The sequence below is a fragment of the Pseudomonas sp. KnCO4 genome (assembly GCF_045344305.1).
GTDB classification, from domain to species: domain Bacteria; phylum Pseudomonadota; class Gammaproteobacteria; order Pseudomonadales; family Pseudomonadaceae; genus Aquipseudomonas; species Aquipseudomonas anuradhapurensis.
Window position 1 is genome coordinate 3,530,700 of record NZ_CP174199.1, and the last position, 22,270, is coordinate 3,552,969.

Consider the following 22,270-nt stretch of genomic DNA (forward strand, 5'->3'; position numbering starts at 1 on the left):
GCTGCGGGGCACTGTCCCCGTAGGTGATCGCGGATAAATCCGCTCCTACAGGTCCGGCGTCGGCTGAAGCCGGCGCGGTTCACATGTGTAGGAGCGGATTTATCCGCGATGCAGGCGACGCGTGGATGGCACCGGCCTTGCCGGTGATCGCGGCTGAAGCCGCTCCTACAGATACCGCGTAAACCCGAGGCCGGCGCTGTTCACACGCGTGTAGGAGCGGATTTATCCGCGATGCAGGCAACGCGGTGGATGGCACCGGCCTTGCCGGTGATCGCGGCTGAAGCCGTTCCTCCTGACGGTGGGCAAAAAACCCAATTTCAGGCGCGCAGCCAGTACAGCAGCAGGGCCACAGCCAGGCCACACGGCAGCAACGCAAGCACCCAGAACAGCGCCCCCATGGCCAACCCCAGGTCCCCCATGCTCACCAACAGGGCCAGCGCCGATAGCAGCAGCGCCGCCAGCCGCAAGCCTCGCGTGCCGGGAAACCGCCGTGGCTGCATCACCCGCTGCCAATGCTGCGCCTGGCTCAGGGCCAGGGCCGACAGCCCCAGCAGTTGCAAACCCAGCACTGCTAGGCTGAGCAACCCTTCAAGCATCCTCGGCCTCCGCTAACCGATGCGTCATCGCGGCACGTCGGCGCAAGCGCCAGCCCAGGCTGCCAGCCAGCACCGCGCAGGCCAGCAATACCAGGTCGACCCCGGCTACCGCCCACAGGCCCTGGCCAAACGCGCGCAGCGGATGATCACCAGTGCTCCAGGCATTGGCCAGCACCGCCAGCAACGCCAGGGCGGCGATCGCCAGGCACTGGCTGGCCCACGGGGCACGGGCATGCGCGCAGCGGGCGATCACCCACAAGGCATGCACCCCAGCCAGCAGCCAGACGCCGAAGAATATCTGCACTTCCCAGTCGGCGCGCCCAGCCAGACCGGAGGGCAAGCAACGGTTGGCCAGCAGCATGCCCAGCGTGGCCAGCGGCATGCCGGTGATCAGCACGCTGCACAGCAGGCTCATCGCCAGCGTGCCCCATGCCCGGCCAGGCTGCTGCAGGCGGCGCTTGGCCAACCAGTACAGCAAACCGCTGGCAAGCATCACGCAACCGCTGAGGCCGGCGAAAAAGTACAACGCGCGCAGCGCCGGTTGATGGAAATGCGCCACATGCAGGCCAGCCAGTACATCCAGGGTCGCCGCCGCTGCGGGCAACCTTGAGGCATGCAGCAAGCGTGCGCTGGCGCCGTCGAAGTACAAGGTCTGCCCGTCCACGCTCAGACGGTCGGCCACGCTGCGGCTGATTTCGACATAGGCGTTGGCATCGCCGGGATGCCACACCCTGACAAATGCCGGTGTGCCCCCGCCCCAGTACTGGCGGGCCTGGGTCAGCATGCCATCGAGCGAGGCAAGCGGCCCCGGGGTGCCAGTCGCCGGGCGGCTGTAGGCAGCGTCGGCTTGTACCGCGAACTGCCCGGCCTGGCCGGGGTAAAGCGCCTCGATGGCAGCCGGCAGGTACAGCGGAAACATAATCAGCAGGCCGCTCAGCAGGATCAGCGCATGAAACGGCAAGGCCAGCACACCGGTGAGGTTGTGCAGGTCGAGCAGGCGCCGGGGGGCCTTGTCGGCGCGCAGGGTGAACAGGTCCTGGAACAGCCGCGCATGGATGCACAGCCCGGCGATCAGGGCGATCAGCCCGACCATGGCGGCCAGCCCCAGCAGCCGGGTACCGAGGTTCCAGGCCTGGAGGTTAAGGGTGTAGTGCAAACGATAGAAGAAGTCGCCGCCACGGCTACCGGCCACCTCCAGCGCGCCCTGCCCGTCTGGCAGCAGAAAGCGGCTGAAGCCCTCGCGGTCGACACTCCAGGCCTGGAAGCGCACCAGCGGGCGGCGGGCATCGGGCAATTCGACATACCACTGCAACAGCGCCTTGCCGTCGCTCAGGCTGGCCATCTGGGGCAGCACCTGGCGGTCCAGCGACAACGGTGTGGTGGCCGGCGCCACGCGCAGCGCTGGCAGCATCCAGCTGTCCAGTTCACGGTCATACAACGCCAGGCTGCCCATGAAGAAGGCGATCAGCAGCAGCCCGGAAAAACCCACGCCGAGCACCCGGTGTGCCCACAGCATGGCCTGGCGAACATTGTCGAACATCAGCCCGCCTCCAGCAGCAGGTGCTGCACGGCCAGCAGGGCCAAGGCGATGGTGGCCAGCCACAGCGCATTACGCCGGGCACGGCGCGCGCACAGCAGCCACAGCACCAGCGCCGGGTACGACACGAAGGCCGCGAGCGAACTGCTCAGCACCGCCTCGCTGCGCGCCTGCCCCAGCCAGGCCAGCGCCAACGCGAGCTGGACGCTGAGCGCCCAGGTGACCAAGTAGCCCAGCAGCATGGCCAGCAGCAGCCATAACGCACGCTGTCGGCCGCGCCTGGCGGCCGTGTTGGATACGGGTCGTTTCAACCGGGCCTCCTTGTTCGGCATCAGGTGCAGCGCGACCAGGGCGCAGCATGCCGCCAGGTCACGCCGCTGTCACGCCTCAGAACTTGGCACGCAGGGTGAACGATACTGCGCGCGGGTCGCCGAAGATGTTGCCATCCTGGAAGGTGTTGATGCGCTGGTAGTACTTCTTGTTGGCCAGGTTGGTGCCGAGCAGGTCGGCCGACAGGTTCTCGTTGATCTGGTAACCGATACCGGCATCGTACAGGGCGTAGCCACTCTGCTGCAGCTTGGTGCCGTGCATGTCGATGCTCGGCACGTTGAGCTTGTTGTAGGTTTCGCTGACCACGCTCACCCCACCCTGCACGCTCCACTTCTCGAACTCGCCCGGCAGCTTGTAGAGGGTCCAGACGCGCAGCATGTTCTTCGGCAGGTAGGTCTGCAGCTGCTCGTTGGGGCTGTCGTAGCGCTTGTAGGTGTGGGTGAAGTTGGCGGTGAGGAACCAGTCCGGGGTCATCTGGCCGCTGACTTCCAGCTCGTAGCCGCGGGTGCGGGCCTTGCCACCGGCCACCACGGCCCGCGACGACGGGTCGTTCATGTCGGGAATGGCACGGTTCTCTTCCTCGATCTGGAACGCCGCCAGCGAGGCGTTCACCGCACCGTCGAGGAACTCACCCTTGATCCCCAGCTCGTGCTGCTTGCCTTCGATCGGCTCGAGGATGTTGTTGTTGATGTCCAGGTTGCTGACCGGCTGCGGGTTGAACACCTCGGCGTAGTTGGCATACAGCGAGTAGGTGTCGTTCAGCTGGTAGATCAGCCCGTAGAACGGGGTGAACTTCTGCGACTCACTCTGGCTGCTTTTCTCCGATGGCGAACCGGCCTCGGGCTGGTGCTGGCTGCGGTGCATGTCGAGCCAGGTGACGCGCCCGCCCAGGACCAGGGTCAACGGCTCGGCCAGGCTCAGGCGCAGGTTACCGTAGACCGCCTTGGTGCGGCTGTTGGCGACGTTGGTGGGCAGGCGATCGGAGTCGGGGAACGCTGGGTAAGGGAAGTTCGCCTGCGGGTCGTACAAGTCGACATCGCCGAGATAGCTGGAATAGTAACCGCCGTTGGAGGAGAACTCCGAACGCGAATAGTTGGTCCCCAGCAGCAGCTTGTGCTCGCGGCCGAACAGGCTGAACGGGCCGTCGGCGTACAGGTCCACTTCGTCCTGTTTCTCGCGGTAGTCGAACATGATCGAGTTCATCGACACCAGGTTGTCGGCCGGGTCGATACCCCCGCCGTTGCGCGCGTAGGCCTGGGTCAGGTCGTAGTTGTTGTCGGCATGGCGCACCGACAGCTTGGTCTTCCAGCCGCCACCAAGCTGGTGCTCGAGTTCGGTGAACACCGAGGCGCTCCAGAAATAGTCGCGGTTCCAGTTGGCCCCGTAGAAGTTCTTGCGCGACACATCCGGCAGCGACATGGCCGCTTCGCCGGCGCTGTTGGTGTAGCGGAACGCCGGCAACGAGCGTTGGGCGCCACGGATGTCGGTGTTTTGGTTGCTGGCGCCGATCGTCCAGACCGTGTCCGGGGTCAGGTCGATATCGACGATGCCGTAGGCCTGGTTGGTCTCGCGCTTGCCGCTGCCGTCGTAGGGGAATGCCGTCTTGTTCTCGCTGAGCACCAGGCGCCCACGAATGTTGCCGGTTTCGGTCAGCGGCCCGGTGACATCGATCATGCCGCGGTAGGCATCCCAGGAGCCGGCGCTGATTTCGGCCGATACTGCCGGGTCGGCCATCGGCCGCTTGCGCACCAGGTTGATGCTGCCGCCAGGGCCACCCGCGCCGGTCAGGCTGCCGGCCGGCCCCTTGAGCACTTCGACGCGGTCGTACATGGTCAGGTCCGGGGACAGGAAGATCCGGTTGTCCATGGTGGTCGGGGTGCCGTCCAGTTGCAGCGAGGTGATCTCGAAGCCACGGGCGAAGAAGCTCAGGCGGCTGGCGTCGATGCGCTGCACGGTCACGCCACCGACTTTGCCCAGGGCATCTTCGAGGGTATAGAGGTTCTGCTTCTGGATGCGTTCCTGGCCGATCACGTTGATGGTTTGCGGCACTTCCTTCAGGCGCAGCGGTACCTTGGTGCCCACCGACACCGTCGGTGCTTCGGTCTGCATGCCGACGATGGTCTGCTCCGGCAAGGTGATCGAAGACGGTGGCACCTGCTCCTCGGTGCTTTCCTCGGCCCAGGCCATCGGCGCAAGCAGCACACTGCTGCTCACCAGCGGGGCCAGCAGCCAGCTCCCCGCCTTGCCCGGCTGCCGGCCCTTTTCAACTTGACACATACCGCGAACTCCTATGCGTGGCCTTTTGGGGCCATTGTTTTTATGTGGTGTGAGGTGTTTTGCGTCGGCTACACCGACGCGGGCAGAACGGAACAAGCGCTTGGCGCCGGGCTGATCGCACCATGCTCGTAGGGATAGAGCTGGCCGCCGTCGCACTTGAGCACCCGGTCGGCAACCGAGAAATAGTGGTCGTCGTGGCTGATGGCGATGATGGTCTTGCCCTGGGCCTTGAGCTCGGGCAGCAGCTCGCGGTAGAAGAACGCGCGGAAGCCCGGGTCCTGGTCGGCGGCCCACTCGTCGAGCAACAGGATCGGCCGCTCCTCGACCAGTGCCACCAGCAGCGCCAGGCGCTTGCGCTGGCCTTGCGACAAGCGGGTGGTAGACAACCCGCCCTGCGCATCGATGGTGACCTTGCGCTGCATGCGCAGGCGCTCCAGCCAGGCCTGGGCCAGCTGCGAGTCGAAGTCGCCTTGCGGGCCGACCAGGCGCTCGAACAGATAGAAGCTGGAGAACACCGTGGAGAAATGCGTCCGGTACCAGTCGCGCAGTGCCGGGGTGATGGCGACGCCGTGCAGCTTGAGCGCGCCGGCACTGGGTTCGTAGAGGCCGGTGAGCAGCTTGGCCAGGGTCGACTTGCCGCTGCCGTTGCCGCCGACGATGAACAGGATCTCGCCCTTGGCGACGCTGAGGTTCACCGGCCCCAGGCGGAAGCCGTAGTCATCGCCCTGCGGCGGGTAATCATAGCTCAGCGCCTGCAGTTCGAGCAGCGGTTGGCTGGGGTCGGGCTGGCCGCTGTCGGCCATCAACCCGCTACGCTCATCAGCGAAGGCCAGGGTCTGGATCTTGGCCAGCGACACGTTGCCCGCCACCAGCGTCGGCAGGCTGCCGATCAGGTCGTTGAGCGGCATGCGCAGGAACATCAGCACCAGCACGAAGGCGGCGATCACGCCATTGCCCACCCCCAGCCAGGCGCCAGCGGCGAACAGCCCGCCGGCCAGGGCGAGGATCAGCGCCACGGTCCAGTTCAGGCTCAAGGTCCAGTAGCGGTCGGCGTGAACCTCGTTGCGCCGCGCATATTCGGCAGCCGGCTGCAGGTCGAGGGCGTAGAAGCGCTCCTTGCGCCGGGCATTGAGGGCCAGTTCGAAACGCCCTTCGATGGCGCCCTGGTAGGCGGCATACAGGCGATCGTCGGTGTCCCGCACGCGCAGCATCAACTGGCGCATGCGGGCGAACCAGCCGTGCGCCAGCCAGGTGCCCAGGCCCAGGCCGACCACGCAGATCAGCAGCAACTGCCAGGACAGCCAGGCCATGTACAGGCAGCCACCGAGCATCAGCAGCAGGTTGTAGAACACGAACGGCATGCGGTTGAAGGCCTGGCCGATGCTGACGATGTCCTTGCTCAAAGTCGCATAGAGGCTGGCTTCACCGATCTTTTCCAGTTGTTCGATGGAGGTGTCGAGCAGGCGCTTGACCATCTGCAGGCGCAGTTCGTAGACCACCCGGTGGCCCAGTGCCGTCAGCAACGCCTGGGCGCCGAAACCGAAGCCGAACAGCACGAGCAGCAGGCCGACGAACAGCGCCCCCAGGGCCGGGTTCATGCTGACGCTGCCGGCGATCAAGCGGTTGATCTCGTTGATCAGGCCGATGCCGGCGGCCGCGCTGACCAGGCTGGCCAGCAGGCCCAGGCCGAGCAGGCCACGGTGACGCTTGAGCAGGGATAGAAACAAAGGCATGCGGAATCCTCGGGGTGGCCTGTTAAGCGGCGCAAATGGCTTACTCGAAGGCGAGCAACAGTTTTTCGATCTCGGCCAGCTCATCGACGACCGGCGTGCTGCAGGCCTGCTCGATCAACCCTGCCATGTCGGCCAGCACCGGGTTGGCGAACAACTGCGCCAGGGCGATTTCGCAGGCGAACTGCTGGCGGATCCGCGCCTGGATCCGCACCAGTTGCAGCGACTGCGCGCCCAGGCGGAACAGCTCGGCACGCGGGGCGATCGGCCAGACGCCCAGCACCTCGCGCCAGATCTGCGCCAGCCCCTCCTGCCATGGCCCGGCCAGCGGCGCATCGTCGCCGGCAGCAGCAGCGTCCCACTGCGGCTCGGGCAGCGCCTTGCGGTCGACCTTGCCGTTGGCGTTCAGCGGCAGGTGCTGCAGCACCACGAACGCGCTCGGCACCATGTAGGCCGGCAGTTGCAGGCGCAGGCGCTGCTGTGCCGCGAGGCTGTCGAAGGTGCCGGCAGCGAGGCACAGGTAGGCCACCAGCAAGTCCTGGCCGGCCGCCGCCTGACGCAGCGCGACCACAGCCTGGGTGACCCCAGGCAAGGCTGCCAGCGCGCTTTCGATCTCGCCCAGCTCGATACGGAAACCGCGCAGCTTGACCTGGAAGTCGCTGCGCCCGAGAAACTCCAGGCTGCCATCGGCGCGGTAGCGTGCGCGGTCACCGGTGCGGTACAGCCGGCTGCCGGCCTGCGCCCCTGGCGCCGAGGCCTGGGCAAACGGGTTGGGCACGAAGGCGGCAGCGGTCAGTTCCGGGCGATCGGCATAACCACGGGCCACGCCAGCGCCACCGATGTACAGGTCGCCCGCCACGCCCACCGGCAGCGGTTCGAGGTAGTCATCGAGCACATACAGGCGGTTGTTGGCCAGTGGCCGGCCAATCGGCAACACCGCGCTGGTCACCTGCTCGACCGCGTGCGCCGCCGACCACACGGTGGTTTCGGTCGGGCCGTAGACGTTCAGCAGTTGCACCTTGCGCGCCAGCAGGCGCTCGGCCAGCTCGGCCTTGAGCGCTTCGCCACCGCACAGCAGGCGCAGGCCGGCCCAGGCCGGCGAGTCGTGTTCGACTAGCATCTGCCAGGTGGCGGGCGTGGCCTGCATCACGCTGATGCCATGGCGCGCCATCAACCCCAGCAATGCCGCCGGGTCCTGGCTGTCGGCGCGGCTTGCCAGCACCACGGTGGCGCCGTGGACCAGTGGCAGGAACAGCTCCAGGCCGGCGATATCGAAGCCCAGGGTGGTCACCGCCAGCAGCCGGTCGGCGGCGCTCAGCTGCACATGGGCCTGGATGCCATGGAGGAAATTGACGAACGCCTCGCGCTCGATGTCGACGCCCTTGGGGCGCCCGGTGGAGCCCGAGGTATACAAGGTGTAGGCCAGCTGGCGCGGGTGCACGGGCAGGCCGAGGGGGCTCTGCGGCAATTGGCTCAGGGCGTCGTCCAGGGTTTCCAGCAGCACCACCCGGCCGGCATTGCCGAGCACCTGCTGCAGGTTGGCGCGGGTCAGCACCAGCCGTGGCCGGGCCTGGCCGAGGATATCGCTGTTGCGCGCAGCCGGTTGCCCGGGGTCGATCGCCAGGTAGGCGCCACCGGCCTTGTGCACGGCCAGCAGCGCTACCAGCAGCTCGGCTTCGCGCTCCAGGCAGATGCCTACCCGCTCGTCGCAAGCCACGCCATTGGCCCGCAGCCAATGGGCCAGGCGGTTGGCACGGGCGTCGAGCTCAGCGTAGCTCAGGGCCTGCCCGCCACAGATCAGGGCGCAGCGCTGCGGCGCGGCCAGCACCTGGCGCTCGAACAGCGCGAGCATGTCCAGCCCTGGCTGCAAGGCCAGTTCGCTGGCGTTCCAGTGTTGCAACTGGTGCTGGCGCTGCGCCGGTGCCAGCAGCGGCAGTTGCCACACTGGCGTGTCGGGCTGGCCCATCAAGCCATCGAGCAGCAGGCCGTAACTGCTGGCGAAGCGCTCGATGGTGGCCGGGGCGAACAGCTCCAGGCTGTATTCCATTTCGCAGAAGATGCCGTCAGGGCGCACCGCGACATCCAGCGTGAGGTCGAACTTGGCGCTGTCCTGCGCAGGCAGGACGCGCTCGATGTGCAAGCCGGGCAGGCTGAAATTGACCGCCGCCCCGCTGCTGAGGTTGAACATGGCCTGGAACACCGGGGTGCGGCTGACATCGCGCTGCACCTCAAGGTGTTCGAGCAACAGTTCGAATGGCGGTTCGGCATGTTGCAAGGCATCGAGCGACTCTTGGCGCAACCGCTCGCACAGCGCGCGGCCGCTCAGGTGCGGGTCGAGATCGACGCGGTAGACCAGGGTATTGACGAAAAAGCCCAGCAAGCCATCGAGGGCTTCGTGGTTGCGCCCGCCGTGGGGCACGCCGACGGCGAAACTGGGCTGGCCGCTGTAGCGCGCCAGCAGCAGCTGCCAGGCGGCCAGCAGGATCACCAGGGCGCTGCTGCCGTTGGCACGGCAGAAGGCCTGGACCTGCTCGGCCTGCGCGGTGGGCAGTTGCCAACGCAGGCGTTGCCCGCGCAGCCCTGGCTGCGCTGGGCGAGGATAATCGGTGGGCAATTCCAGCACCGGCACCTGGGTGCCCAGGTAGTGCTTCCAGTAGTCGAGGTCGGCTTGGTATTGCGCGCCATCCAGGCGTTCACGCTGCCACAGCGCATAGTCGATGTACTGCACTGGCAGCGCTGGCAACTGTGGGGTATCGCCGCGCAGCGCCTGGGCATAGGCGCTGGCCAGGTCGGCCACCAGGATCGGGTTGGACCAGGCATCGCTGACGATGTGGTGCATCTTCAGCAACAGCCCGTGGCAGGTTGCGTCGTAGCGGACCAGCTCGACCTTGAGCAAGGGGGCTTGAGACAGGTCGAAGGCGGTGCCGTCTTCGATGCTCAATAACCCCTGCAGATGGTCGTGTCGCGCGGCCTCGGCCACGCCCGGGAACGACCGCTGGTGCAGGACGAATGCGGCCTCGGCCAGCATCTCCTGGCGCGGCTCGCCGTCAATTTCGATGAAGCGCGTACGCAGCACTCCGTGCCGTTCGAGCAATGCGCAGAATGCCTGGCGCAGGGCTTGCACATTCAGCTCGCCGTTGAACAGAAAGGCGCGGGTGAGGTTGTAGGCGGTGGAAAGCGGTGCCAGGCGCTGCAGGAACCACAGGCGCTGCTGGGCGAACGAGAGCGGTTGCGGCCCCTCATGGGCGCGCCTGCGAAGCGGGTCTGGCTGGGCCTGGGCATCGCTTTGCAACAGGGCAAGCAACTCGTCGATATTGTCCATCGGCATGCGAATTCCCTTGTATGAACCGACTGGAAATTGGGTGCGCGGGATCTTATTCGTGAATGATAATTGATGTCAATTAAGATGGAATACAATTCTCTTCCGCGCTGCCGGAACCACGAATGGCGGGTGGTTCGTCACCGGGGTAGCGACGGGGACGAGTACAAGTTCGAGTACAACCTCGAAGAAGGCGACCCCCTCGTAACAGACGGACAGGGACGCACAGACCGCTATCTCTGGGGCCCGTTGTACGACATTTACAAGCATGTCGACGCGCTGGGGAACTGCTGGCGAGCCTTACCCGTTCAGGTCACAGACGGAGCAGGACGTACACGGCGCTACAGCAGCACTTTGGCCGCAGCGGCCGGTTTTTCGTTTTGGCGCCTGGCTGCCAAGCAGAAACGAGCAGTATAAAATTTTTTTCTGCCGCCCCTCTGGCAGTTGGCCATCCGCTCTTTAAACTGCGATCAATGCCGCTTGCTGGCCAGGGCCTTGCGCCTGTGCACGGACAAAGAGCAGTAACCCTTGGATCATACAATGTGCAGGTGGTTGGCATGACACTTCAACTCGACCTGGTGCGGGTCTTCTACGCCCTGATAGCAATCAAGCAAAAGCTCTTTCCTCGACCACTGAGCCAGGAAGAGGCCAGCCTGCTGGAACACTTCCGCAGCCTGTCCGAAAAGGACCGTATTGCAGTGCGCTATATGTGCACTGCAATACGGGAAACCTCCAAGCATCATCCCCGCCTCTGAAACCGGGAGCGCTGGACCGATTGCGGCAGGAGCTGCTGAACCTCATGGCGCATGATCAGGCCCGGATTTCACGGGCTAATTTCTGCACTGAAAAGCCCGAATGCCCACGGAATGGATGGCTTTGTCTGAAACGAAAAAAGAGAAAAACCCTCAGGGCGACCTGGTTCGCTGGCGCCAGGTGTACACCTACAACGATTTGTACTACCGGCATGACGACACCTTCGCGACAACCAGTTGCCAGGCGTGCCCAAGCACATCTACCAGGGTGAGCTGCAATACCAAGACCACAGCGGCTGGTACACAGGCGTCAACATACATCAGCCTCGCGTACGGCCGTGGACTATGCCAATACCCCGTATGCGCCGTTCTACACCATCTGGCGGGCGAACCTGGGATATGAAGCGCCGAAGGGCAACTGGAAAGTGTCGCTGGATCTGAAGAACCTGGCGAACAAGGCGTACGTGACGGCGGTGACGCCGCTGTACAACGCGCGCGGGCAGGATACCGCGTCGTTCTGGCCAGGGGACGGGATTGGCGCGTCCGTGGGGGTCGAGGTCAGGTACCGAACAGGCGGCCGCACGTTTGACAGGACGTCCGTTACCCATTCGAAACCGAGCGCTGTTCGCGCCGAAGGGCTTTACAGGGTTAAATGGAAAGGTTTCAGCATTGACCTGAATCAATCAAACGACATGGGCGGTGTTGTAAACAGCACACCGAACATAGGGGAATGAAGTTTGATGAGCGAGTCCAACCCGGCAACCAGAATTATATGCAACAATCTTGAACTGGCCGATCAATTGCGCCAGTTGTTGGCACCTGTCGCACCCGATTGCGAGGTGCTGAGTACGCCTGCCAATTGCAGCGCCGCACCGCTTTGCCGCTGGCTCGGTGAAGCCCGGTTGGGCTCGGCTGGGCAGGTACAAGCTGCCTTGCTGGATGCCACCGAGGTTCTCGAACAGACCCGACACGCCTTCAAATCCCGCGAACTGGGTTTGCTGCGGCGACGCTTGGTTGCATTGCTGGATAAATTGTCGGAAGATTCCCAATGATGTAAATATGCCATCACCAGGTTCCGCCCTGCGGGAACCGGCTTTGCCGAGCAGGATAATAGGCCTGAAAGACGAAGCGCCGTGGCAACAAGTTCTCGAGCAGAACTTGTTGCCACGGCGCTTTTTTTTGTTCAGCAAAAAGGAATCTTCTCCAATACCGGGGGATATGAATGAAGGTGACAAAAGACCTCGAGGAACTGCTCAAGCGTATCCGTCTCGACCACGCGGAGATTGTCGAACGCTTTCGCTTTCTCGACTGGAGCGCCGAAGATGCCAGACGACTAGGCGCAGCAGCTCAGCACATGGCCCCGTCCCAGCAGGCTTTCGTCGACCATCTGTACCGTCACCTGGCGGAATTCTCCACGCCGTCCGCTTTGCTTCGCACGCCGGAGGTCACCGCCCGTTTGAAGCAGAGCCAGGCTGACTATTACCAGCGCTTGTGGAGCGGCCCCTACGATGAAACCTACGTCAACGGCCGCCTGCGCATCGGGGTGATCCATCAGCAGATCGGCCTGGAACTGAAGTGGTACCTCGGCAGCTATCGGCTTTACCTCGACGACATGCTTGAAAGCGTGTTCGGCGACAGCCCGGATGTGACACTCTATTCAAGCCTATTGAAGGCGGTGTTCTTCGACATGACACTGGCCATCGATACCTACAGTGCCGCCCAGCACAAGGCGCTGGAAGACAGTGAGGCTCGCTTCGCCCGCGCGCTGCGCGGTGCCAACGACGGGCTGTGGGACTGGAATGTGGATCAGGACCGGCTTTACGTTTCTGAACGCTGGGCCAGCATGCTCGGCCTCAGCCGCGACAGCATTGGCGAGAGCAGTTCCAGTTGGTTCGGTCGCGTGCACCCGGACGACCTTCCGGATTTTCGCCATGCGATCAATGCCCATCTTCAAGGGCAGACATCATCCGTTCACCACGAGTACCGCATCCGCAAGCACAACGGCGACTACATCTGGGTCCTCGTGCGAGGGGTCGCCGAAATGACCAACCCTGGCGAGCTACGCATGGCTGGCTCGCAGTCTGATATCAGTGCACGCAAGGATGCCGAGCAGCGTCTCCAACACACCGCCCAGCACGACCCGTTGACCGGCCTGGCCAACCGCATCCGGCTTGACGAGCAGATGCAGAAAACCTTCCTGAAGCCGCGCAAGGGCGGTGACTACGAGGCGCTGCTGTTTATCGATCTCGACCGCTTCAAGCTGATCAACGATAGCCTCGGTCACAACGTCGGGGATCGCGTGCTGGTAGAGGTGGCGTCGCGCCTGAGGGAGTCCCTGCGCCCCAGCGACCAGCTGTTCCGCTTCGGCGGAGACGAGTTCATCGTCCTGCTTCATGACCTTACCTGCGACCGCGACGCCGAACAGATATCCCAGCGCATCCTCGACCACCTGCATCAGCCATTGCACATGGACGGTCGTACCTTGGTGGTCAGTGCCAGCATCGGCATCGCCCCCTTGCATGGCCATGGCAAAGCCCTGGACGTTCTGCAGGCCGCCGACCTTGCCCTCTACCGGGCCAAGTCTGCCGGCAAGGCGCGCTTCGCTCACTACGAGGAAGCACTGCAGGACACCGCGCAGCAGCATCTGGAACTGGAGTCCGCGCTAGGCCAGGCACTGCAACGCAATGAGTTCGAACTGTATTACCAACCGATCTATCGTCTGGACACAGGGGCGCCGCAGGTGACCGGGGTCGAGGCACTGCTGCGTTGGCGCCATGGTGAACGCCTGATCTCGCCACTTGAGTTCATTCCTGCGCTGGAAGAATCGGGAGAGATCATCCGCGTCGGCGAATGGGTACTGCGCCAGGCCTGCCAACAGACCCGGCTCTGGCAACTGGCCGGACATGGCCGTTTACGCTGCTCGGTGAACATCTCCAGCACCCAGCTGCAACAAGTCGACTTCACCCTTCGGCTTATCGACATCCTGCAGGAAAGCGGCCTGCCGCCCGCCAGCCTGATCCTGGAAATTACCGAAAGCCAACTGATGCATGACGACATGGGCACATTGGCCTGTCTGCACGAATTGACCAGCCTCGGCGTACTGCTGGCACTGGACGATTTTGGCACCGGCTATTCCTCGCTGGGCTACCTCACCCGCTTTCCGCTGCACATCCTCAAACTGGACAAGAGCTTCATCAACGGCGTGCCTTGCGAGAGCAAACAGAGTGCGATCAGCCAAGCGATCATCGGCCTCGGTCGTAGCCTTGGTCTGGAAGTGGTGGCCGAAGGTATCGAGAGTTCGGCGCAGCTCGAATTCGTGGTCGGTGAAGGCTGCCACTACGCCCAAGGCTACTGGTTCAGTCGGCCACAACCTGCCGCCCAGATACAACATTTGCTCAGCACAGAAGACCGTTTCGAGGAAAGCGCAGTTACCCGGCGCGTAACCGTCAGTTCAGGAGAAAAACAATGAAAACCAATCTTCCGGTCAGTGGTCGTGCCGTCGAATTCAGCGCAAACGCGAACATCCTTTCCACAACCACCCCCAAAGGCGCCATTAGTTACGTCAACCCCGACTTCGTCAACATCAGTGGACAACAACAATTGCGCGACCCTGCGGCAGCAGGGGGAAACCGCCCAGGTGGCCAGCGCAATAACCCAGATGGCCAGCAGTGTGCAGGAAGTGGCGCGCAACGCCCAGCTCACCGCAAGCGCCGCGAACCTGGCCAATGAGGAATCGGACCGTGGTCAGCAACGGGTCGAGCAAACTCGCCAGCACCTCGATAGTCTCGTCAGCGAGGTGCAACAGACCCAGATATCAGCATGGCGTCGATCAAGCAGACAGGCGTGGCGGCGGAGGGAAAAGAGCACATGACAGGAACGAAAAAAGGCCCCGAAGGGCCTTCTTTCTTGCCTTACCGAAATAATTCGTTAAGGCCAATTTGGAGCGGGAAACGAGACTCGAACTCGCGACCCCGACCTTGGCAAGGTCGTGCTCTACCAACTGAGCTATTCCCGCGTCGTGATGGGTGCCATTCTAGCGATTTCCAAAACGGCGTCAACCCCTTGATTCAAAAAAACTTTTATTTCTGCTCCGAGCCTTCGCGCAGGTGCGGCCAGGCCGCCAGCAGGTAGTGCACCATCGACCACAGCGTCAGCCCCGCCGCCACCAGCAGCAGTGCATAGCCGAGGATGACCCAGAAGGTCACTGCCGGTGGGTTGGCCAGCAGGATTACCAGCGCCAGCATTTGCGCGGCAGTCTTCCACTTGCCCAGGTTGGACACCGCCACCTGCGCCCGCGCTCCCAGCTCGGCCATCCACTCGCGCAGTGCCGAAACCACGATCTCGCGGCCGATGATGACCGCCGCTGGCAGGGTCAGCCAGAAGTTGGCGTGGGTCTGCACCAGCAACACCAGCGCCACTGCCACCATCAGCTTGTCGGCCACCGGGTCGAGGAAGGCGCCGAACGGCGTGCTCTGCTGCAGGCGACGCGCCAGGTAGCCATCCAGCCAGTCGGTAGCGGCGGCGACGGCGAACACGCTGCTGGCGGCCAGGTAGCTCCAATGGTACGGCATGTAGAACAGCAGGATGAAAATCGGGATGAGCAGGACGCGCAGGACGGTGAGCAGGTTTGGAATATTCATCGGTACGACTGGCCGCAAGTTGAACCCCGCATTCTACTCGCTATGCAGGCTGGCATAAATCGACTCGGCAAGCTTTTTACTGATGCCGGGGGCTTTGGCAATTTCGTCGACACTGGCGCGGTTGAGTTCCTGCAAGCCGCCGAAATGTTTCAGCAGGTCGCGGCGGCGCTTGGGCCCTACCCCGGCCACATCTTCCAGGCTCGACACCCGCCGCGCCTTGCCACGGCGGGCGCGGTGGCCGGTAATGGCAAAACGGTGCGCTTCGTCGCGGATCTGCTGGATCAGGTGCAATGCCGGCGAATCGCCCTTGAGGGTGAACTCGTGGTGCACGTCGTTCAGGTACAGGGTTTCGAAGCCAGCCTTGCGCGTCACGCCTTTGGCCACGCCGAGCAGGGTCAGGTCGGTAAAGCCCAGCTCCTGCATCACGTCGCGAGCCATGTTCAGCTGGCCTTTGCCACCGTCCACCAGCAGCACGTCGGGCAGCTTGCCCTCACCGTCGCGGATGCGCCCGTAGCGGCGGGTCAGCGCCTGGTGCATGGCGGCGTAGTCGTCGCCGGCGGTGACTCCTTCGATATTGAAACGGCGGTAGTCGGACTTCAGCGGGCCTTCCGGGCCGAACACCACGCAGCTGGCCACCGTGGCCTCGCCGCTGGAATGGCTGATGTCATAGCACTCCAGGCGCTGCGGCACTTCGTCCAGGCCCAGCACTTCGGCCAGCGCTTCGAAGCGCGCGGCCATGTGCTGGCGGTTGGCCAGGCGCGCATTGAGGGCCTGCTCGGCATTGGTCACCGCCAGCTGCTGCCAGCGGGCGCGAGTGCCACGCACGCGGTGGCTGATGGCCAGCTCGCGGCCACGCAGGCTCTGCAAGGCTTCGCTGATGGCCTGGAAATCTTCATGCACCACGTTGACGATCAGCTCGCCGGGCAGTTCGCGCTCGGCGTTGCCCAGGTAGTACTGGGCGAGGAATGCGGCCATCACTTCGGCCACTTCTTCCTCGATACCTACCTGCGGGAAGAAGTTCTTGCTGCCCAGCACCCGCCCGCCACGCACGCTGATCAGGTGCACGCAGGCGCCACCAGGGTTGACGAAGGCGGCGATGACGTCGACGTCGCCGCTGCCACCTTCGATGTACTGCTGGTCCTGGACCCGGCGCAACAGGGCGATCTGGTCACGTAGCTCGGCGGCCTTCTCGAAGTCGAGGGCCATGGCGGCTGTTTCCATCTCGGCGTTCAACTCGTTGCCCAGCTGCTGGCTGCGGCCTTCGAGGAACATCACCGAGTGGCGCACGTCTTCGGCGTATTCCTCGGCGCCCACCAGCCCGGTGCACGGCCCTTTGCAGCGCTTGATCTGGTACTGCAGGCACGGCCGGGTGCGGTTGGCGTAGTAGCTGTCTTCGCACTGGCGCACGGAAAAGGCCTTTTGCAGCAGGCTGAGGCTCTCGCGTATGGCGCCGGCACTGGGGTACGGGCCAAAGTAACGGCCCTTGGCCTTCTTCGCCCCACGGTGAATGCCCAGGCGCGGGAATTCACCGTCGGAAAGAAACACGTAGGGGTAGGACTTGTCGTCGCGCAACAGGATGTTGTACGGCGGCCGCCATTCCTTGATCAGGTTCTGCTCCAGCAGCAACGCCTCGGTTTCGTTGGCGGTGATGGTGGTTTCGACCTGGGCGATGCGCGCCACCAGCGCGGCGGTCTTGGGCGCCAGGCCGGTCTTGCGGAAGTAGCTGGCCAGGCGCTTCTTGAGGTTCTTGGCCTTGCCCACGTAAAGCAGGCGGGCTTCGCCATCGAACATCCGGTAGACGCCCGGGCGACCGCTGCAGGTCGCCAGGAAAGCGCTGGCATCGAAAACTTGGGACATGAGGTTCTACAGGCTTGCGTCGACCATACCGTGGCGAACGGCCAGCAAGGTCAGTTCGACGTCACTGGTGACCGAGAGTTTTTCAAAGATCCGATACCGGTAAGTATTGACGGTCTTGGGCGACAGGCACAACTTGTCGGAGATGATCTGCACTTTCTGGCAGCCGACGATCATCAAGGCAATCTGGATTTCCCGTTCCGACAGGGCATCGAACGGCGAGCCCTGTGGCTGGAAGGGTTTCAGCGCCAGTTGCTGGGCGATCTGCGGGCTGATGTAGCGCTGGCCGGCGAAGGCCAGGCGAATGGCCTGGACCATTTCGTCAAGGCCAGCGCCCTTGGTCAGGTAGCCGGCGGCACCGGCCTGCAACAGGCGCGTGGGGAACGGGTCTTCCTCGCAGACGGTCACGGCCACGACCTTGATATCCGGGTGGCTGCGCAGCAACTTGCGGGTGGCCTCCAGGCCGCCGATGCCGGGCATCTTCACGTCCATCAGCACCACATCCGGCTTCAGCTCGCGGGCCAGCTTGAGCGCCGACTCGCCCGAGTCCCCCTCACCCACCACCTGCAGGCCGTCGATGTCGGCCAGCATGCGGGTAATACCGGTTCGTACCAGATCGTGATCGTCAACCACTAGGACCCTAATCAAGCACACACCTCGTCAGCAGGGCGATTGGATCCCGCCACCTTAACAAAATTTTGCATGGTGGGCCTAACGCATTCCTTCTGTCAGAAACGCCTGATGTTCAACGCTGGGCGGTCGCGCTGCCTGGAGTGGCCGGGCGTTGTCGGTCAACCGTGTCATCAGGTGCCAAAGTACCGCCTGATCGTCGCATGACAACTGCCGGAAAGCCGCCAACAAACCCGCCTCATCCGCACTCAGCCCGGCCAGCGGTGCCGGGGTGCGCGTGCCGCTGAGTACATACAATGCATCCACGCCCTTGGCGGCCAATGCCGCCAGGTAATCGAGCCGCGGTGTGCGCCCGCCACTCTCGTACTTGCCCTGGGCATTGGGTTCGACCCCGCCGATATCGCCAAACACACGCTGGGTCATGCCCAGTCGTTCCCGCTCTTCCCGCAACCGCGGCCCGATTCCATTCATGGTGGTTCTCCTGTTACCGGAAGCCACTATGCCGATGCGCTCCGGCGACGACAAGCCATCATCAAGCTATCAATCGATCGTACGCTGCATGCGCACGAAACATTCATCCTCACCCATCTCCACAAAGCCATGCCGGCGGTACAGCTGGCGAGCCGGGTTGCTGCGAAACACCATCAGGCGCAGCAGCGGCAGGCGGCGCTGCCTGGCCCATAGCGCCAGCTCTTCCAGCACCCAGCTGCCGACACCCTGCCGACGATACTCGGGAAGCAGGTGCAGTTCGCGGATGAACAGGGCCTGGCGGTCCTGGCTGAGGCTGCAGTAGCCCAGCAGCGCTGCGTCCCCGTTGATCAACCACTGCTCGCGCCAATGCCAGGCTTCATTGAAGGCTTCCTCAAGCCACAGCAGGCTGTATTGACTGTAATAGGGCAGCATGGCGCAACGGGTGAGATCGCGAGCGAATGCCAGGTGGGTGGCCTTTGCCGGGGTCAGTTCTAGGCGCATCGTCAGCCCTCCGCCGAGGCTCGCAGGGTCAAGCATTTGCTGAGGCAAAACTATCATTTTTACCAGTTTAAAAAAGTCTGGCGCCCACTAACAATAACCGCACCAGCCCACCAACAACCTGGAGCAACAGCATGAAGGCCGCCGCTCACTACCGCTTTGATAAAAAAAAATCCGACACAACCGGAGCCCTCGCTGAAGGCACTTATACAATTGCTGGCCAAGCCAGGAAGTTTACTGCCGAGCACGGGGGTTTATTTTTTCTAAAAGAAAGTCAACAGTTGTATTTCGGCACTTCCTTTAACATACAGCATGATGGCCAAGACCTCCGAATATCCCTAACCTTTAAAATACCTCGATCTATCCCCGTAGACAAATCCCACCCTTTTCCGAAGGGGCCATATCATATTGAATCCGAAATATTCGACGCCAACGATGGCGATCCTTACCAGGTTGCCATCAAGGGCAACCTCAATTGTCGTTACCGTACTGACCATACCGTCGGGGCAGTGGCGAACTGTACATTCCAAGAAAGCAAGGGCTATCCGGCCATCGAGTTCCACGTCGCCAACATCGAAGCCAAAGGCTGACACGGGGCTGTTAGCCATGCACTTTATTTAACTTCACGTTGCAGCGTAGGTGCCTTCACCGTGGCCATTATTCATTCGCTTGCGGCCACGGTGATTGGTGTATTGCTTTCTTCACGGCCCCTTCACCGCAGATAACACACCGGTGAACTTACCGCTTGCCGCCGGTCCCCTTCTTCCTCCAGCCAGTCTGCCAATACCTGTGCATTGTTATGGCTATGGTCCCTGGCCGCGTACAGCAGCGTCAGGTTGCCCTTGGCCGCAACGTCCAACAGCGGGTACCAGTACTCAGGATGCGCCGCCAATTCCTGCCGATACAGGCGGACGAACTCGGGGTAATCCACCTCGCCCTGGTGAAACGCCTTGCGCAAATCGTTGGATGGCGCCACCTCACGCAACCACTGCCCCTGCAGGTCTTGCTTGCGCTTGTTACGCGGCCACAGGCGGTCGACCAGCACACGCTGGCCGTCATCGTCCTCAACCGCATCGTAGACACGCTTGCAGCGAATCATCGGTGTTCCCCGCCGTTACCGTCTGTCTTGAGCCTAGATAATTCATTGATCGAGGTCACGGCCAGACGGCGGATTGTTTCTATGCTCAAGGGCTTCGGCACTTTCGCCAACGCCAACCGGAGCCCCCATGGCTACCCCGTCACTGGCCAGCCAGCCGCAACTGGCCCAACACGACGCCCGTCCGCAGCTGGCACACAAGCCAGGCCGCACCACCCTGGTGTTGTTCTTCGGCCTGCTGCTGGCCGGGCTCGCCTACAGCACCTGGAGCCTGAAACAGGATGTCAGTGCCAGCGGCACGGTGATCACCACGGTCACGCCATTCCTGTTGCTCGGCCTGGCGCTGCTGATCGCCCTGGGCTTCGAGTTCGTCAATGGCTTTCATGACACCGCCAACGCGGTGGCCACGGTGATCTACACCCACTCCCTGCCAGCCCCGGTTGCCGTGGTCTGGTCGGGGTTGTGCAACTTCCTTGGCGTACTGCTTTCCAGCGGCGCGGTCGCGTTCGGCATCATCGCCCTGCTGCCGGTGGAGCTGATCTTGCAGGTCGGCTCGTCTGCCGGCTTCGCCATGGTCTTCGCCCTGCTGCTGGCGGCCATCATCTGGAACCTCGGCACCTGGTGGCTCGGCCTGCCGGCCTCGTCCTCACACACCCTGATCGGTTCGATCATCGGCGTCGGCGTGGCCAATGCGCTGATGCACGGGCGTGACGGTACCAGCGGGGTGGACTGGGCCCAGGCCAGCAAGGTCGGCTATGCCCTGTTGTTGTCACCGCTGATCGGTTTTACCTGCGCCGCGCTGTTGCTGGTGGCATTGCGCGCGCTGGTCAAACGCAAGGCGCTGTACCAGGCGCCACAAGGGCAGACAGCACCGCCGTGGTGGATCCGCGGCGTGCTGATCCTGACCTGTACCGGGGTGTCCTTCGCCCATGGCTCCAACGATGGGCAGAAAGGCATGGGCCTGATCATGCTGATTCTGGTGGGCACCCTGCCCATGGCCTACGCGCTGAACAAGACCATGCCCAATGAGCAGGCGCTGCAGTTTTCTGCCATTGCCGAAGTCACCCGCCAGGCACTGGTACGCAGTGCCCCGCAGGCGCCCCCGGCCGACCCGCGCCAGGTGCTGACCGCCTTCATTTCCCAGCCCGCGGCCAGCCCGCAACTGGTGCCGGCGCTGGCGGCACTGACCGGCATGATCGGCCAGCAGGTCAAGGGCTACGGCTCGCTCAAGCGCGTACCGGCCGAAGCCATGGCCAACGTGCGCAACGACATGTACCTGACCAGCGAAGCCATCCGCCTGATCGAGAAAAACCAGCTGGTGGCCTTCGATGCCGACACCCTCAGCCATGTGCAGCTGTTCAAGACCCAACTGGACGACGCTACCCGCTACATCCCACTGTGGGTGAAGGTGGCCGTGGCCATCGCGCTGGGGCTGGGGACCATGGTCGGTTGGCGGCGCATCGTGGTGACGGTGGGCGAAAAGATCGGCAAGAGCCATCTCAGCTATGCCCAGGGCGCTTCGGCCGAACTGGTGGCGATGTGCACCATCGGCGCGGCGGACATGTTCGGGCTACCGGTGTCGACCACCCATGTGCTGAGTTCAGGGGTGGCCGGGACCATGGTGGCCAACGGCTCGGGGATTCAGCAGCGCACGCTGATCAACATGCTGATGGCCTGGGTGCTGACCTTGCCGGCGGCGATGCTGTTGGCCGGGAGCCTGTACTGGCTCCTGCGTCACCTGTTCTGACAGGCTGGACATGCCCTTGCAGGAGCGGCCGGTGCATCGCGGTAGTCAGCCAGGGATCTTCAGGCCACGCTGCACCGCTGGCCGTTGCAGGAACACCGCCAGCACCCGCTGCACGTGCTTGAACTGATCGAAACCGACCAGCTCGCGGGCGTTGTAGCGCTCCACCAGGTTGCGCACCCAAGGGAAGATGGCGATGTCGGCAATGCTGTAGTCATCGACCATCCAGTCCCGCCCCTGCAGATGCCGGTCGAGCACGCCGAGCAGGCGCCGGGATTCGTTGACATAGCGATCACGCGGACGCTTGTCTTCGTATTCCTTGCCCGCAAAGAAGTGGAAAAAGCCGACCTGGCCGAACATCGGCCCGATGCCGCCCATCTGGAACATCAGCCATTGCATCGTCTGATAGCGCTGGGCCGGTTCGCGGCTCAGCAACTGCCCGCTCTTCTCCGCCAGGTACTGCAGGATCGCGCCCGATTCGAACAACGCCAGCGGCTGGCCGCCCGGCCCGTCGGGGTCGAGGATGGCGGGGATCTTATTGTTGGCACTGAGCGAGATGAACTCGGGGCTCAGCTGGTCATCGTTGTCGAAGCTGATCTTGTGCGGCTCGTAGGCCAGGCCGATTTCCTCCAGCATGATCGACACCTTCACGCCATTGGGCGTGGGCAGCGAATACAGCTGCAAGCGCTCGGGGTGGCGCGCCGGCCATTTACGGGTGATGGGGAATGCGCTCAGATCGGTCATGCTTGGCCCCTGCAGAGATGAAAGCTACCACTTTAGGGACAACGTCGCGGTT

Annotated in this window: 20 protein-coding genes and 1 tRNA gene; 7 read left to right on the forward strand and 14 right to left on the reverse strand. The window is 63.4% G+C overall.

What is annotated here, in order from left to right; translation table 11 throughout:
* Positions 1 to 317 precede the first annotated feature (317 nt).
* The 6 genes from ACJA3S_RS16545 to ACJA3S_RS16570 all read right to left on the reverse strand — a co-directional run bounded on the left by ACJA3S_RS16545 (position 318) and on the right by ACJA3S_RS16570 (position 9,798).
* Entirely contained in the window at positions 318 to 596 is a 279-nt protein-coding gene (locus ACJA3S_RS16545) for a DUF3325 family protein (protein WP_406819314.1), read from the reverse strand.
* Positions 589 to 2,136: a PepSY-associated TM helix domain-containing protein gene (locus ACJA3S_RS16550; protein WP_406819315.1), complete on the reverse strand. Its 1,548-nt coding sequence runs from the start codon at positions 2,134 to 2,136 to the stop codon at positions 589 to 591. Before ACJA3S_RS16550 ends, ACJA3S_RS16545 begins: the two co-directional genes overlap by 8 nt.
* Complete coding sequence (locus tag ACJA3S_RS16555; protein ID WP_406819316.1) at positions 2,136 to 2,444, reverse strand: hypothetical protein; 309 nt, start codon at positions 2,442 to 2,444, stop codon at positions 2,136 to 2,138. The genes ACJA3S_RS16550 and ACJA3S_RS16555 overlap by 1 nt, the downstream gene beginning before the upstream one ends.
* Positions 2,445 to 2,520: 76 nt before the next feature.
* Positions 2,521 to 4,740: a TonB-dependent siderophore receptor gene (locus ACJA3S_RS16560; protein WP_406819317.1), complete on the reverse strand. Its 2,220-nt coding sequence runs from the start codon at positions 4,738 to 4,740 to the stop codon at positions 2,521 to 2,523.
* A 68-nt stretch (positions 4,741 to 4,808) separates the two neighbouring features.
* A complete protein-coding gene (locus ACJA3S_RS16565) occupies positions 4,809 to 6,473 on the reverse strand; it encodes a cyclic peptide export ABC transporter (RefSeq protein WP_406819318.1) in 1,665 nt (554 codons plus the stop codon).
* A 40-nt stretch (positions 6,474 to 6,513) separates the two neighbouring features.
* Positions 6,514 to 9,798, reverse strand: coding sequence for an amino acid adenylation domain-containing protein (locus tag ACJA3S_RS16570; protein ID WP_406819319.1), 3,285 nt, complete (start codon positions 9,796 to 9,798; stop codon positions 6,514 to 6,516).
* A 548-nt stretch (positions 9,799 to 10,346) separates the two neighbouring features.
* Between ACJA3S_RS16570 and ACJA3S_RS16575 the strand changes: the two genes are divergently transcribed.
* The 5 genes from ACJA3S_RS16575 to ACJA3S_RS16595 all read left to right on the forward strand — a co-directional run bounded on the left by ACJA3S_RS16575 (position 10,347) and on the right by ACJA3S_RS16595 (position 14,270).
* Positions 10,347 to 10,544 carry a hypothetical protein gene (locus ACJA3S_RS16575; protein ID WP_406819320.1) on the forward strand — a complete coding sequence of 66 codons (198 nt, stop codon included), beginning with the start codon at positions 10,347 to 10,349 and terminating at the stop codon, positions 10,542 to 10,544.
* A 335-nt stretch (positions 10,545 to 10,879) separates the two neighbouring features.
* On the forward strand, positions 10,880 to 11,275 hold the full coding sequence (locus ACJA3S_RS16580) for a hypothetical protein (RefSeq protein WP_406819321.1): 396 nt from the start codon (positions 10,880 to 10,882) through the stop codon (positions 11,273 to 11,275).
* Positions 11,276 to 11,281: 6 nt separating this feature from the next.
* The gene (locus ACJA3S_RS16585; RefSeq protein WP_406819322.1) at positions 11,282 to 11,593 is read left to right on the forward strand and encodes a hypothetical protein; all 312 of its coding nucleotides are present in this window, start codon (positions 11,282 to 11,284) and stop codon (positions 11,591 to 11,593) included.
* Between the two features lie 170 nt (positions 11,594 to 11,763).
* Positions 11,764 to 14,010, forward strand: a complete 2,247-nt coding sequence (locus tag ACJA3S_RS16590) for a putative bifunctional diguanylate cyclase/phosphodiesterase (protein ID WP_406819323.1) — start codon at positions 11,764 to 11,766, stop codon at positions 14,008 to 14,010.
* Positions 14,007 to 14,270, forward strand: coding sequence for a hypothetical protein (locus ACJA3S_RS16595; protein WP_406822314.1), 264 nt, complete (start codon positions 14,007 to 14,009; stop codon positions 14,268 to 14,270). Before ACJA3S_RS16590 ends, ACJA3S_RS16595 begins: the two co-directional genes overlap by 4 nt.
* Before the next feature lie 210 nt (positions 14,271 to 14,480).
* Here the strand turns inward: ACJA3S_RS16595 and ACJA3S_RS16600 are convergent.
* The 6 genes from ACJA3S_RS16600 to ACJA3S_RS16625 all read right to left on the reverse strand — a co-directional run bounded on the left by ACJA3S_RS16600 (position 14,481) and on the right by ACJA3S_RS16625 (position 18,637).
* Positions 14,481 to 14,556: transfer RNA gene (locus ACJA3S_RS16600), tRNA-Gly, on the reverse strand.
* Between the two features lie 64 nt (positions 14,557 to 14,620).
* Positions 14,621 to 15,181 (reverse strand): CDP-diacylglycerol--glycerol-3-phosphate 3-phosphatidyltransferase, encoded by a 561-nt coding sequence (pgsA, locus tag ACJA3S_RS16605; RefSeq protein WP_406819324.1) that lies wholly within the window; start codon positions 15,179 to 15,181, stop codon positions 14,621 to 14,623.
* A 33-nt stretch (positions 15,182 to 15,214) separates the two neighbouring features.
* On the reverse strand, positions 15,215 to 17,038 hold the full coding sequence (uvrC, locus tag ACJA3S_RS16610) for an excinuclease ABC subunit UvrC (RefSeq protein ID WP_406819325.1): 1,824 nt from the start codon (positions 17,036 to 17,038) through the stop codon (positions 15,215 to 15,217).
* Between the two features lie 6 nt (positions 17,039 to 17,044).
* On the reverse strand, positions 17,045 to 17,683 hold the full coding sequence (uvrY, locus tag ACJA3S_RS16615) for a UvrY/SirA/GacA family response regulator transcription factor (RefSeq protein ID WP_003251380.1): 639 nt from the start codon (positions 17,681 to 17,683) through the stop codon (positions 17,045 to 17,047).
* A 63-nt stretch (positions 17,684 to 17,746) separates the two neighbouring features.
* Positions 17,747 to 18,136, reverse strand: coding sequence for a helix-turn-helix domain-containing protein (locus tag ACJA3S_RS16620; protein WP_406819326.1), 390 nt, complete (start codon positions 18,134 to 18,136; stop codon positions 17,747 to 17,749).
* A gap of 69 nt (positions 18,137 to 18,205) precedes the next feature.
* Positions 18,206 to 18,637 carry a GNAT family N-acetyltransferase gene (locus ACJA3S_RS16625; RefSeq protein ID WP_406819327.1) on the reverse strand — a complete coding sequence of 144 codons (432 nt, stop codon included), beginning with the start codon at positions 18,635 to 18,637 and terminating at the stop codon, positions 18,206 to 18,208.
* A 131-nt stretch (positions 18,638 to 18,768) separates the two neighbouring features.
* On the opposite strand from ACJA3S_RS16625, the gene ACJA3S_RS16630 reads away from it, so the two are divergent.
* The gene (locus ACJA3S_RS16630) at positions 18,769 to 19,224 is read left to right on the forward strand and encodes a hypothetical protein (protein ID WP_406819328.1); all 456 of its coding nucleotides are present in this window, start codon (positions 18,769 to 18,771) and stop codon (positions 19,222 to 19,224) included.
* A 122-nt stretch (positions 19,225 to 19,346) separates the two neighbouring features.
* Here the strand turns inward: ACJA3S_RS16630 and ACJA3S_RS16635 are convergent, their stop codons facing one another.
* Positions 19,347 to 19,733 carry a DUF488 domain-containing protein gene (locus tag ACJA3S_RS16635; RefSeq protein WP_406819329.1) on the reverse strand — a complete coding sequence of 129 codons (387 nt, stop codon included), beginning with the start codon at positions 19,731 to 19,733 and terminating at the stop codon, positions 19,347 to 19,349.
* A 127-nt stretch (positions 19,734 to 19,860) separates the two neighbouring features.
* Here ACJA3S_RS16635 and ACJA3S_RS16640 point away from each other — a divergent pair, with 127 nt between their 5' ends.
* Entirely contained in the window at positions 19,861 to 21,477 is a 1,617-nt protein-coding gene (locus ACJA3S_RS16640) for an inorganic phosphate transporter (protein WP_406819330.1), read from the forward strand.
* A gap of 45 nt (positions 21,478 to 21,522) precedes the next feature.
* On the opposite strand, the gene ACJA3S_RS16645 is transcribed toward ACJA3S_RS16640, so the two are convergent.
* A complete protein-coding gene (locus tag ACJA3S_RS16645) occupies positions 21,523 to 22,218 on the reverse strand; it encodes a glutathione S-transferase N-terminal domain-containing protein (protein ID WP_406819331.1) in 696 nt (231 codons plus the stop codon).
* Positions 22,219 to 22,270 lie beyond the last annotated feature (52 nt).

Bases quoted from the DNA above. Each gene is read 5' to 3' on its own strand.
- ACJA3S_RS16545 (WP_406819314.1), bottom strand. From the start codon at position 596: ATGCTTGAAGGGTTGCTCAGCCTAGCAGTGCTGGGTTTGCAACTGCTG.
- ACJA3S_RS16550 (WP_406819315.1), bottom strand. From the start codon at position 2,136: ATGTTCGACAATGTTCGCCAGGCCATGCTGTGGGCACACCGGGTGCTC.
- ACJA3S_RS16560 (WP_406819317.1), bottom strand. From the start codon at position 4,740: ATGTGTCAAGTTGAAAAGGGCCGGCAGCCGGGCAAGGCGGGGAGCTGG.
- ACJA3S_RS16565 (WP_406819318.1), bottom strand. From the start codon at position 6,473: ATGCCTTTGTTTCTATCCCTGCTCAAGCGTCACCGTGGCCTGCTCGGC.
- ACJA3S_RS16570 (WP_406819319.1), bottom strand. From the start codon at position 9,798: ATGCCGATGGACAATATCGACGAGTTGCTTGCCCTGTTGCAAAGCGAT.
- ACJA3S_RS16575 (WP_406819320.1), top strand. From the start codon at position 10,347: ATGACACTTCAACTCGACCTGGTGCGGGTCTTCTACGCCCTGATAGCA.
- ACJA3S_RS16585 (WP_406819322.1), top strand. From the start codon at position 11,282: ATGAGCGAGTCCAACCCGGCAACCAGAATTATATGCAACAATCTTGAA.
- ACJA3S_RS16590 (WP_406819323.1), top strand. From the start codon at position 11,764: ATGAAGGTGACAAAAGACCTCGAGGAACTGCTCAAGCGTATCCGTCTC.
- ACJA3S_RS16595 (WP_406822314.1), top strand. From the start codon at position 14,007: ATGAAAACCAATCTTCCGGTCAGTGGTCGTGCCGTCGAATTCAGCGCA.
- pgsA (WP_406819324.1), bottom strand. From the start codon at position 15,181: ATGAATATTCCAAACCTGCTCACCGTCCTGCGCGTCCTGCTCATCCCG.
- uvrC (WP_406819325.1), bottom strand. From the start codon at position 17,038: ATGTCCCAAGTTTTCGATGCCAGCGCTTTCCTGGCGACCTGCAGCGGT.
- ACJA3S_RS16620 (WP_406819326.1), bottom strand. From the start codon at position 18,136: ATGAATGGAATCGGGCCGCGGTTGCGGGAAGAGCGGGAACGACTGGGC.
- ACJA3S_RS16625 (WP_406819327.1), bottom strand. From the start codon at position 18,637: ATGCGCCTAGAACTGACCCCGGCAAAGGCCACCCACCTGGCATTCGCT.
- ACJA3S_RS16630 (WP_406819328.1), top strand. From the start codon at position 18,769: ATGAAGGCCGCCGCTCACTACCGCTTTGATAAAAAAAAATCCGACACA.
- ACJA3S_RS16635 (WP_406819329.1), bottom strand. From the start codon at position 19,733: ATGATTCGCTGCAAGCGTGTCTACGATGCGGTTGAGGACGATGACGGC.
- ACJA3S_RS16640 (WP_406819330.1), top strand. From the start codon at position 19,861: ATGGCTACCCCGTCACTGGCCAGCCAGCCGCAACTGGCCCAACACGAC.
- ACJA3S_RS16645 (WP_406819331.1), bottom strand. From the start codon at position 22,218: ATGACCGATCTGAGCGCATTCCCCATCACCCGTAAATGGCCGGCGCGC.